Origin of the sequence: uncultured Prevotella sp. (assembly GCF_946407605.1) — a bacterium.
Classification (GTDB): Bacteria; Bacteroidota; Bacteroidia; order Bacteroidales; family Bacteroidaceae; genus Prevotella.
This window is the reverse complement of record NZ_CAMJOS010000014.1, coordinates 75,959-87,915: the sequence shown is the minus strand read 5'-3', so window position 1 is coordinate 87,915 and position 11,957 is coordinate 75,959. Positions and strand designations below refer to the sequence as shown.

General features: G+C 40.4%; 10 protein-coding genes and 1 pseudogene. 4 read left to right on the top strand and 7 right to left on the bottom strand.

The genetic code is table 11. The annotated features are described in order from the left end of the window. Positions 1-277 (top strand): annotated as a pseudogene (locus Q0R57_RS07850) (glycosyl transferase family 2); the annotation flags it as partial. Continuing rightward, positions 274-963 (top strand): DNA repair protein RadC, encoded by a 690-nt coding sequence (gene radC, locus Q0R57_RS07845; RefSeq protein ID WP_294745657.1) that lies wholly within the window; start codon positions 274-276, stop codon positions 961-963. The pseudogene Q0R57_RS07850 and the gene radC, both read left to right, overlap by 4 nt. A gap of 76 nt (positions 964-1,039) precedes the next feature. Here the strand turns inward: radC and Q0R57_RS07840 are convergent, their stop codons facing one another. Then, positions 1,040-1,483 carry a winged helix-turn-helix transcriptional regulator gene (locus Q0R57_RS07840; protein WP_294745654.1) on the bottom strand — a complete coding sequence of 148 codons (444 nt, stop codon included), beginning with the start codon at positions 1,481-1,483 and terminating at the stop codon, positions 1,040-1,042. On the opposite strand from Q0R57_RS07840, the gene Q0R57_RS07835 reads away from it, so the two are divergent. Beyond that, positions 1,460-1,633: a JAB domain-containing protein gene (locus Q0R57_RS07835; RefSeq protein ID WP_366516835.1), complete on the top strand. Its 174-nt coding sequence runs from the start codon at positions 1,460-1,462 to the stop codon at positions 1,631-1,633. The genes Q0R57_RS07840 and Q0R57_RS07835 overlap by 24 nt on opposite strands. A 109-nt stretch (positions 1,634-1,742) precedes the next feature. Here the strand turns inward: Q0R57_RS07835 and Q0R57_RS07830 are convergent, their stop codons facing one another. From Q0R57_RS07830 to Q0R57_RS07820, 3 genes are all read right to left on the bottom strand, one after another. Next, entirely contained in the window at positions 1,743-2,285 is a 543-nt protein-coding gene (locus Q0R57_RS07830; protein WP_294745651.1) for a hypothetical protein, read from the bottom strand. Next, positions 2,269-3,510, bottom strand: coding sequence for an RHS repeat-associated core domain-containing protein (locus Q0R57_RS07825; RefSeq protein ID WP_294745647.1), 1,242 nt, complete (start codon positions 3,508-3,510; stop codon positions 2,269-2,271). Before Q0R57_RS07825 ends, Q0R57_RS07830 begins: the two co-directional genes overlap by 17 nt. Before the next feature lie 126 nt (positions 3,511-3,636). Continuing rightward, positions 3,637-4,071 carry an HTH domain-containing protein gene (locus Q0R57_RS07820; protein ID WP_294745643.1) on the bottom strand — a complete coding sequence of 145 codons (435 nt, stop codon included), beginning with the start codon at positions 4,069-4,071 and terminating at the stop codon, positions 3,637-3,639. Between Q0R57_RS07820 and Q0R57_RS07815 the strand changes: the two genes are divergently transcribed. Further along, entirely contained in the window at positions 4,048-4,221 is a 174-nt protein-coding gene (locus Q0R57_RS07815) for a JAB domain-containing protein (RefSeq protein ID WP_366516835.1), read from the top strand. The genes Q0R57_RS07820 and Q0R57_RS07815 overlap by 24 nt on opposite strands. 68 nt (positions 4,222-4,289) lie before the next feature. Here the strand turns inward: Q0R57_RS07815 and Q0R57_RS07810 are convergent, their stop codons facing one another. Genes Q0R57_RS07810 through Q0R57_RS07800 form a run of 3 tightly spaced genes read right to left on the bottom strand, consistent with a single transcriptional unit; the run spans position 4,290 to position 11,947 of the window. Further along, a complete protein-coding gene (locus tag Q0R57_RS07810) occupies positions 4,290-4,844 on the bottom strand; it encodes a Fic family protein (protein ID WP_294745666.1) in 555 nt (184 codons plus the stop codon). Positions 4,845-4,871: 27 nt separating this feature from the next. Beyond that, a complete protein-coding gene (locus Q0R57_RS07805) occupies positions 4,872-5,387 on the bottom strand; it encodes a response regulator (RefSeq protein WP_294745640.1) in 516 nt (171 codons plus the stop codon). After that, the gene (locus Q0R57_RS07800; RefSeq protein WP_294745637.1) at positions 5,384-11,947 is read right to left on the bottom strand and encodes an RHS repeat-associated core domain-containing protein; all 6,564 of its coding nucleotides are present in this window, start codon (positions 11,945-11,947) and stop codon (positions 5,384-5,386) included. The genes Q0R57_RS07805 and Q0R57_RS07800 overlap by 4 nt, the downstream gene beginning before the upstream one ends. Positions 11,948-11,957 lie beyond the last annotated feature (10 nt).

Below are 11,957 nucleotides of genomic sequence, written 5' to 3'. Positions count from 1 at the left end.
CTTTCACCTTTCACCTTTCACCTTTCACCTTTCACCTTTCACCTTTCACCTTTCAACTTTCACCTTCCTCTGTATATCACCTATTATATTATATAGTGGTATCATCTTCATCGATTCTTCGTTGAAGAACAAGAGTATGTGGGTAGGTCTGCTCAGTATCCCAGCTGCCTTTGTTCAGCTCATGGGCTACGGTTTCGGCTTCATTGAGTCGTGGTGGAAACGCTGTGTACTGAAGCAGGATGAATTCACGGCATTCGAAAAGAACTTCTACAAATGAGCGATAAACTAAATATTAGCCAATGGGCAGCGGAAGACCGTCCTCGTGAAAAGATGGAACGACTGGGGCCTCAGGCGCTGAGCGATGCTGAGCTGCTGGCTATCCTCATTGGTTCCGGCTCGCCCCAGGAAGATGCCGTCAGCCTGATGAAACGCATCCTCAATAACTGCAACAACAACCTGAACACGCTGGGAAAGATGAGCATCCACGACCTGTGCCAGTATAACGGTGTGGGACCCGCCAAGGCCATCACCATCATGGCGGCCTGTGAGCTGGGCAAGCGCCGCCAGCAGACAGAGCCCGAGGAGCGTCCCTGCCTCAGCACCGCCACCAGGATTTACAACCACATGCATCCCGTGATGCAGGATATGGATACCGAGGAGTTCTGGGTGCTGCTGATGAACCAGGACCAACGCCTCATCAAGAAGCTCTGCATTGCCCACGGCGGCATCAGCGAGGTCAGCGTCGATATCCGCATCATCATCCGCGAGGCCGTTCTCTGCAACGCCACCATCATCGCCGCCTGTCATAACCATCCCTCAGGCAGCATCAAACCCAGTCCGCAGGACAACCAGCTGACCCAGAGCCTGTTGAAAGCCTGCAGCGTCATGCGCCTCAAGTTCATGGATCACGTCATCGTTGCCGACGGCCATTACTACAGCTATCACGAAGAGGGCGTGCTATAGACTAAAACCTCAAAGAAAAGTATAAAGGTCTGAGAATGATCATTCTCTCCGACCCCATGATTTTGCATTTGCACCACTAATTTTCTATTATTATCCAATGCCCATGGCTTGCAGAACCCTCTCTATCAAGGAGTCTGATGCTTTTTAGTTTATTAACATGCTTTTGAACTGCAGTCACAGAGACACCTACTTTCTTGGCAATATCGCCTCTTGTGATATAGTTATCAGCATATATCAGTTTATAAATGGTTGCAGCTGTTTCAGACAACCCTTTAGATAACTCTTTAGATAACCTTATAGATAACTTTTCAGGCAACTCTATGGATAACTCATTAGGCAACCCAACATTACTTGACTTAGGTGATGGGACTGGCAATATCAGTTCAACTTCATCAACATCCAGTTTGTTCAGCAGTTGTGGTTCACCCCAATTGGCTTCCTTCCATGCCGCAATGATTTTGGGGAATCCTGAGCCTACGTTCTCACCAAAGCCACCATCATCGCCGCCTGTCACAACCATCCCTCAGGCAGCATCAAACCCAGTCCGCAGGACAACCAGCTGACCCAGAGCCTGTTGAAAGCCTGCAGCGTCATGCGCCTCAAGTTCATGGATCACGTCATCGTTGCCGACGGCCATTACTACAGCTATCACGAAGAGGGCGTGCTATAGACAAAAACCTCAAAGAAAAGTATAAGGGTCTGAGAATGATCATTCTCTCCGACCCCATGATTTAACAGATTAGGATTGTTCTCTTTCCCATATTATTTTTATTTAAGATTCAGGGGGTACTCCCTGATTCGTATCTCTCAATACACAAATACAAATTAAATAAGCATATCGACAAATGTATAACACAAAGTGATATATAGAGCCTTGTGACCGTAACAATACTGGTAAATAGATCTTTTCCAAGAATCATGATAGGGAATTCGAATAGTGGGTTATTTTCATTTATAATTCCTGCATTTATTTTTGTCGAAAGATAGTAGGCTCCCAATAGCATACAGAACATAACAAGAGAGAAATATGTAAACGTAATCATCAAATCATATTTAACAAACCTCTTTTTGCGTTTCTTTATTGATTCCCATGCCAGCACAATAATATTGATAATTATTGCGATAATCATTATATTGCATATCGTCTCATTTAATGGAATTGTAGGCATTTCCATTTCTGATAATACCTTGTATTCTGAATCTAATAAGGCCTCATATTCTACACCTTTTTCATACCAAGGTATCCAAATAATAACAGCGATATTTAATGCAATCAGAATACTAATTCTATTTGTCAATAAAAATTTAAGGATTGATTTCATATTTAAATTCTCCCGTCTTATTTTCGATTAACCATTTATCATATTCTTGCCACACCCTATTTAGTATATCGCGAATATTTCTATTATCGACCTTTCCTTTTCTGCTATCGCCCATAATATTTTGTTCCCATCCTTTATTTATGCCATTATTGTCGTTATATTGGTCGGAAAGACCTAAAATGTGTCCAACCTCATGAGGTGCAGGATCGTCTTTTGACAAAGGCATACCATATCTGCCACTACTTCGCCACAATCCTTCATCACTGCCACTAACTTCCGACCTAATGTTATTTTTAATTACCTTGATATAATTGTTTCTACTAAAAGGATTCCATGAATCTGGAATAATTAGAGGATTACTTTTCTCTTCTCCGCCGTATAAAAACAGATTAATGTCAAAACTGACAATAAATGTTTTTCCATTGTGTTCTATAGAATAGTTTTTTTTCCATACGTTATTAATATCTTTTTGCATTTGTTTAAGAACAGGTTTTGTTGCCCCATTGCCATATAAGTAAATGTTGGCACCAATTGTTATGGAATTTCCAAAAATACTTATCATACCATCCCTTCCATCCAGATCCACATAATTCACAGGGTCATTTGCACAATACGCATAGGGACTGACATGATAGTACTTCTCAGCCAGCGGGTCTACCCTGTCCCATAATGGCAATGCAGAGTTATACTGCCTTGCGCCGTAGTCGTATGTATTCAGTCCGTGCATCATATCGAGTTCCTTTCCATTATATTTATACGGATGACTAGTGTCATTTATTGTGAAAGGATCAAACAAAATTGGGGTACCGTATGGATAATAGTCTGTTTTCTGGCATATCTGGCCATTTTTATCCACAATCTCACGGATATTACCTAGGTGGTCCTTGTTGTAGAATTTATACCCATATACATTCATATCCAATTGCATCCAACTCTCTAATTGCTGATGATATTGCCCATCAGATATCCCGACGGGCCTGATAGGTCGTGTTGGCCCTGTTCCAGAATTAGTTCCAATGAATCCACCGTCGAACAGAATCTTTGAGAAACAGTTATTCTTGTATATGATATTGCCATCCACAAGGTAGTCTGTCGAGTCTGCAGACATGCAGTTCTGTTCTATATCCTCGTACTCATCGCCCTTTGCCACATGAATATTCCTGGGAGCCGTATAATGTATGGCTCTCAGTTTCTTTCCAGTGGCCGTATAGATATATTTCGTCACATTGCCATTGTCAAACTGAATCCAAACGGGATCACTTTATAAAATCCGCAAGATTCTGAATATCAGTTTCTTGCGGATTTTTCTATTTATCACATGCACCACATTTGCACCACCAAATAAGGCCCACTAATCAACAATTTTAATGTCTAATAGCACTTCCCAATAGCCATTTTTATCTTCACCAACACGTCTAATGACACCTTTTTCCTTTAATACTGCAATATTGCGCCTAATAGTCGATCTATCAACTTCGACAATAGTTCCTAAATCTTCATATGTAATATGATTATCATTTCTCATTGCTTTAACAATGGCACTCTGCGTTTTGTTTAGTTTTACAGGGGCATTTACAGGGGCATTTACAGGGGCATTTACAGGGGCAGTGTCAGAAGTAGCTTTAGTAGAAGGCACTGGCAGCACCAGTTCAACTTCATCAACATCCAATTTGTTTAATAGTTGTGGTTCACCCCAATTGGCTTCCTTCCATGCCGCAATGATTTTGGGGAATCCTGAGCCTACGTTCTCACCAAAGCCACCATCATCGCCGCCTGTCACAACCATCCCTCAGGCAGCATCAAACCCAGTCCGCAGGACAACCAGCTGACCCAGAGCCTGTTGAAAGCCTGCAGCGTCATGCGCCTCAAGTTCATGGATCACGTCATCGTTGCCGACGGCCATTACTACAGCTATCACGAAGAGGGCGTGCTATAGACAAAAACCTCAAAGAAAAGTATAAGGGTCTGAGAATGATCATTCTCTCCGACCCCATGATTTTCTTATTAGAGTTGTTCTAATAACTCTCTGCCCTTCTTAGTCAGATAGTATGATTGCATTGGATGATTTGGAGCCTCAGGATATAGCATCGCAATATAACCTGCTTCTATGTTTGGCACAATATATGTGCTCACAAATCCTTTTCTATCCTTTCTTTGCATCGATTCCATCAAGGCTCTCAGATTTGAGCCATTTGCTCCAATAGCGGATAATAAAGCTTTTAAACGCTTAGCTTTTGCTATCTCGTGTTTTGAGGTTGAGGGGGTTGAGGGGGTTGAGGGGGTATTAACTTGTGGGGTTGTGGGGTTGTGGGGTTGTATGGTTGCGCGTTTGAATGTGACCCACACGAATGCCGCATTCTGATTGAACTCTGGTTCTGGAAGATTAGCTTGCTTACAAGCATCTACCATGCGTCCTACGCCACTGCCCCAGTTTTCCAAGAACGTAGTCTTAAACAGTACGTCGGCAATAGTCGGGTTCTGAGGAAATGAATGATGGGAAGAACAGGAGAAGCCTTTTTTTCTATGAGCAAATGCTCCCTGAAAAAATGGGACTCTAATATCTCCAGTGTGACTTATTTTGAGTTCTCATTTTAGTTCATATTCCGTAAACTTTGTCTGACATATTCCCTCATGAGTAGGATTCACAATGGATTCTACAATAGCTATACTATCCATAACTCCTTGTTTCTTGATGCTGTCATATAAGATGTTGATTCTCGAAAGAAAAACATAATCATTCGTTAGATATAACTTATTTGTATTACCATCTATTACATATGGTGAAGGCGTTCCTCGTTCGATTCTATAGACAATATTTTTGTCAGCATCTATCAACTTATAATAAGCAATCCACGAATTCACAAATATCGACTCAACAACTTTAAAATGGAATACGGAACTATCTGAAGAGTTCACAAAAAGCAGTTCGTCTCTTTCAATATTTCCTATTGCTGATGAATACAAGAGTGCTTTCACACTATCCGGCAATTCTTTATAGGGTAGTTCTCTATGCTTCAGACTCGACAGTTTGTAGTCGTAACCACTATCAAAAGAGCAACTCGCCATAGGCAATATCAATAATACAAATAGGAGCTTCTTCATTTTGTTTTTGTATATTTTATCCAATCTTGTACACGGTTATGAGAATTATGATAATCGCCGCCACGAACTTCTACAGGATTCTGATAATAGCAACCAGGTGTAAGGCATGTGGGATCATTTCTTCTCTCAAATTGTACAATCCCCTGAGGATTATCTACTTTAATATTATTTGCATTCTTAAACTTTCTCTTGGCAGGTCCAATTTCTCCAACGCCAATAACACTTCCAATCAAAGGCGTCTTTCCTCCTTTTACTTGTACTGGGTCTTGGGAATCGAATACATTTACATGATTTACTCTATCTTGTGCATTTGCAGATAACTGGTAATCATCTCGGACAGGTGTATTTATCGTCAAAAGATTAATTTTCCTATTCATAAAATCATCCATTTCCATCATCATATTGATAGCTTCTATGCAGACATTCCCGCCATGACTATGACCAACTAAGGTGATTGGTTCTGAATTGTCTTTTCCTATTAATTGCTCTTTTATATATTGCACTAAATCATTAGCAGCCTCTGTTCTTGATTTTGAATAATTCGCACTAGACCACTTAAACAGGCTCTTAACACAGGTGTTATCGCCAAATAAATTGTTTGTTGCATTCAATATACCCCTTAAGTTTTTCCAGGTTTCAGGACCAGACCATGTTCCATGTACTGGAATAACGACATTTCCGTCAGGATCAATTGCATTAACAGGATCATTCGCACAATACGCATAGGGACTGACATGATAGTACTTCTCAGCCAGCGGGTCTACCCTGTCCCATAATGGCAATGCAGAGTTATACTGCCTTGCGCCGTAGTCGTATGTATTCAGTCCGTGCATCATATCGAGTTCCTTTCCATTATATTTATACGGATGACTAGTGTCATTTATTGTGAAAGGATCAAACAAAATTGGGGTACCGTATGGATAATAGTCTGTTTTCTGGCATATCTGGCCATTTTTATCCACAATCTCACGGATATTACCTAGGTGGTCCTTGTTGTAGAATTTATACCCATATACATTCATATCCAATTGCATCCAACTCTCTAATTGCTGATGATATTGCCCATCAGATATCCCGACGGGCCTGATAGGTCGTGTTGGCCCTGTTCCAGAATTAGTTCCAATGAATCCACCGTCGAACAGAATCTTTGAGAAACAGTTATTCTTGTATATGATATTGCCATCCACAAGGTAGTCTGTCGAGTCTGCAGACATGCAGTTCTGTTCTATATTCTCGTACTCATCGCCCTTTGCCACATGAATATTCTTGGGGGCAGTGTAGTGAATCGTCCGTAATTTTTGCCCTGTCACTGTATAGATATATTTCGTCACATTGCCATTGTCAAACTGAATCCAAACGGGATTGTTGTTATTGTCATATCTGATATTGACAATGCCGCGAGTTTCGTCGTATATCAATGAACCATTGCGGTTATACATGATTACCTCGGCACCATTCTTGACATCCAATGAGTTGAAAAAAAGGACAGGGGAAGCGTTCTCCTCCACGTAGTTCAGTTGATTGCCACTATATTCCATTGTTAAACTGTCTATGGCACCATAGCTGCGATTCTGCTTGAGGCCTTTGCGGACAAGACTAGTTATGTTGCCATTGCTGTCATAATTGAGCCTCTCGTTGAAGTTTCCTACAGACTGGGAGAAGTTGTTCTCCCCATAAATGGAATTGACAAGGCGCCCTAAATCGTCATATTCATATTTGTATCCTCTGTCAAATGAATTACCATGTCTCCAAGTCATACCGCTGATGCTGCCACTAAAGAGTGGATTGTTGTCATCGTCGCAGTAATGAAGTCTCTCGCAAAATGTAGGAGTCACAATCTTTGTTAGCCAACCATGAATATCATACTCATAATGGATATTACCCTTGCCATTGCTTATGGGTCGATTTGTTTTCACTGTCCTGCCAAGTTGGTCATAGGTGTAAGATATCTTACATTCATCTAGAGATGATAATCCAATCCTGGCCTGATAAGTGACATTGGCAAGATTGTCATTCAAGGGATGATAATCGTTTGTGATGTTATATTCTACGTCTTCACCGCTTGTGTGACTAATTGTAACTTTTGATTCTGAGAGCTTATTGGAATAAGTATAAGTGTTTTCTGTCTTTACAATATTACCTTCAAGTCCTTTTTCCTGTATTCCTGTTATGTTCCCCTGCTTGTCATAGGAGTATACGCTGACTATTCTTTCACCGTTTGAGGCTAAGGTTATAGAGCCGGTAAGCCTTCCTTTTGCATTTGATGGCGAATCTGAACTGGTCAGGCTATCAAAGAGATTGCTGTTAGTCCCTTCTAGAAACCGATAATCATCATAGTAATTGACTACTTCTATGGTTTTTATATTAAGGTTCAAGCTTTCCCAAAGTAAGGGTTCTTCCGGCTCTGGTACAATTATATGATGCAGACTGACATTCTGGGGTAATTTGTAATCAGTGTATGCAACACCTACTGAGCCACAATCATAGAATACAATCCAATCGTTATCATAGCCAGGAAGGGTCTCAGAAAGGCCTTGTATAGCCAACCTTCCTACTTCGTCATACAAATAGAATCTGTAGAGCCCCTTTTGCCGTAATTCACCATCCTGCATACAAACACATCGGTTAAAGTTGTCATAATAATAATTGACAGGATCACAGTCTGGATATTGCTTTGTCTTGAGGTTTCCGTCATTGTCATAATCATATATGTAGGCATAATCGCTCACTTCTGCTATATTTTGGAATTCTGGCATCAATACTAATGCAAGTCGGTCATAATAATCGTAAACATAATATGTTTCATTGTTCTGCCCGCGGCGTTCCATTATTTTCTTTCCAAAAGCATCTGTATAGGTCGTAACCTTTAATCCATCCTCATTTGTCTTGGATATACCAAATAAAGTGCCTGGGTTATAATAAACATTTCCTTCAAGCTGATGATTTGATGGGTTTCCTATTAAGGAATACATCTTGACATCGTTAGAAGTGTTGGTGACATAAGAGATGTTTAACGGATTGACTTTCCAGTCTGCCCCAGCCTTGTATTGCTTTTTAATGCGTCCTAATGCGTCATACTCGTAATTCTCAAATGCATTATCATCAGCGTACTGGACAGAAGACTTTTGTATGAGATTATTTAAGTTTGGACTCATAATTGAGGTGTTATCTACTATGGGAAGCCAATTCCTGTCTGTCAGGTTCTCACCGAGGTATTCACGAATGCTGTATACATATTCACTATTGTTACTCATTCCATTTGTTGCCTCGACTGTTCCTCTTCCAAGCCCGTCAAAGAACTGATAATCCAGAATCTTTCGGGATTCGGATATCTTTGTTTTCTTGAGAATATAATTGGTGTCTTCCTGAGGTCTGTAATGGTATTTGTAGTAATACAGCTGCTCTTTTGTACCATCAACCAGTCTGTACTCGGCAATAAGCCTGCCTAAAAGATCATAATCATACAAATGTGACAAGCCATTAGGTTCGGTTTTGTTTATAAGGTTTAGCCTATCATCATACTTATAGGTATATACCAATGCATTCGGGAGACTCGAACGAAGATTATCCAACGAAGTGGATAAAGTGCTTGAGTCAGAAAAAACTGCAGGAATGTTGTTGTCCAAGGCATTTACCAATTCACTATAGTTGGCCTTTTGAACTGAAGCAATCAGCCTTTGACCTTTATGTGACCATATCATAAAAGTTTTTGCTCCTTTTTCGTTCCAGATGATAGGATTTCCGTACTTATCTACTTTTTCCACAGTGTAGTCTATACGTTTTCCCATATCAAGCAAAGTGGTTTGTCGAGAAATATAAGGGACTCCTATGCTTGAAAGAGAGTATGCGTATAGGGTGGTGTTAAAATATTGCTTATCACCTGTTTTTGTCCCTTCTTTAATTTTGATAGGCACAATAATATTTCGATTAAACATCTGAGCATATATTTCACAATTAGCATCATTTGCCGTGTCAGTACCATCAATATCGGATAGATTAAAAGTATAGTAATAGTATGTGTAATGTTTCTCTCCAGAGTTGGAAATCACCGTTTTCATACTCGGCAGGCCATAGTCCGTATACTGATACCGTGTTTCTGTTTTGAACATTCCATTATCCATCTTCTCCTGAGTCTTATTTACTGAGACCAAGTATCTGTTGGCATAGGTTTTATAAAGATATGAGAAGGCGAAAAGGTTTGAGTAGCTGTCTAAATGCCATTCCTGTGAAACGGTAGAATAAGGTTGTCCACCTATACGAACATAGTCATAGGTCGTCTTTTCCAAGACAACATTATTAGCATCCATCACCACCTTTGATGTCAGTTTCCCCCTTTCGAAAGCCATACTTGTAAAGGCTGCTATTGCATAACTGCCATACACGTTGGCTGTATAGTCGGCTGGCAGGTCTTTATGTGACTTGTTATTTGTATCCATATCGTAGTTTGTATACTGGTACTTGGTGCGAGAAAGCAGATTTCCATTACCGTCCTTCAACTCTTCGAAAACGGTAGAATATCCGACTGATGGCGTGTTGAAGTTCAAAGGATATGGGCTGATATCATCAAAGGAATAGAAATCCAGGTAGTCCTCTCCGTCATCCGTGAATAATATTATTTCATGAAAACATGGTGTACCCTTGGAGATGCCGCTGCTTTGGCCATTAAGAGACTTCCTGTATATATAGTTCTTGGAATAAAGCAGGGAGCCTGAAACATCATAGTTACTCAATGTCTTTACACGAAGCCCACCTGCCGTGCCAGATGTGCTTATAATTGAGTTCGTCTTCAGGTCAAATGCCTTCGAATAGTCATTTAATTCATATTCAAACACTGTCTTTCCGCCTGTAGGATAAGAAATACTCTTGAGGGTGAGTAATTTTGTATCATCAGATGAGGCTGGCCTTAATTTAAAGTCATTTGAAAAATACTCCCCAACAAACTTCCAATTTCCACTTTTATTATAATATCCCCAAGAGTCTGTATAAGTCATTGGGTTATAGTTTGGCCATACAGCATCACAATAATATTCAAAGTTATAGTTATACACGTTCTCACCACCTAACCAAACTTCTGAGACGTTAGTAGGCCTGTTGTTGTGATTTGCATTCAATGGCATCATAGAATCCCTAGGCTCCATTGGAAACATTGTGTCACCAATAGCTGGCTTTAGGGGTTCATCATCAGGAGCTTTTTCTGTAGTAAAGGCTATACGGGTTAACAAATGCCTTTGGTTATTGTTATTATATGCAAAATGAATCTGGAGAATCCTGCCTAATGGGTTCATTACTGTGATATAATCCAAATAGTCATGTGTTATCTTACTGGCAATGGCATTACAGGTATTATTGACGTTTGTTGGCGAATTTACATCTATATTCAGGAATTGACAGAATCTTAGGTAATAAGACTCTCTGTCAATGTCCTGCAAATTAGAATAGGCGTATCGGGAGTCTGGGGTTGTCCAGTACAGGCATTGCTGAGAAGAATCCAGAAAATGTTTTCCATACAATGTATCCCGCTGATAATTAAAGCAGATTGATTCATTGTCGCTGCTTATTTTCTTCAGCCGCGACGGCATCATCAGGAAGCCATTATAACCAGCCTTGCCAGTGTTGCTTTGATGTCCTGGAGCATACTCCACACCATCCACATAGCGCTTTATTAATTGGGGCGCATAATGTATATCACACATATACGAATCGGCTGCATATTCAAAGTTGATGACCCTCTGGTCTATCGTGGTGATTTTTGAAAGCCGCCAACATGTAGCCATGATATCTCCGTTTGTTTGATAATAATATGGAATACAATATTCTGTGGCGTTGTCGCCGCCAAATTCATAACGGGTACCATCAGGAGTGATTAAAGAGAATCTATCGAAGAACCTTCTATTAAGACCTGTATAATACGGCAAATTAAACCTCGTTTTCAAGTCATCAATAGTCTTAAAACCTGTTTCGGCATTAAACTCTACTTTTATATTATCATCAGATATAACCCTCCATTGCCCATCCTTGTCCATAAAGAATGTCCCGCTATAGCCGTTGAAATTAAAGGAGAATTCGTCTGCAGACAGTTCATACCAATCGTTGCCAGACAAGTGTGTGTATTGCTTTAACTTCTGTGATTTGTTAGAACTGTTCTCGATTTCATTGATCTTGTTGTGGTTGAAATAGAATCCAGCCTGCGTTGTGCTCGTTTCTTTCTCGTCTTGAACTCCTTTGACATTTCGCGCAATATAACCACCCGCAGAAAGGACCCATCCAATACCTAATGACGAGGGCGGTGTATGCGGTTTCACGTTCGAAAGATGATACATGGCCTGAACTGGAAGTGAGAATTTTCCTACTTTTATTGTATATAGGGGAACAGAAACATCTGGAGTTCCTGTATAGTGGCCTACAGGTATACTGCCGAATGAGCCTAAATTGGCAACCTCGGGTGACGGGGCATTCCTTACTTCCCTGACTTGCCCCCACATGTTAGTGCTTATTAATAAGCATACAAGTATCATAGCAAGCCTGTTGTGTTTTGCGTAAGAAGTTTGTGTCTTTTTCATTGTTGTATAT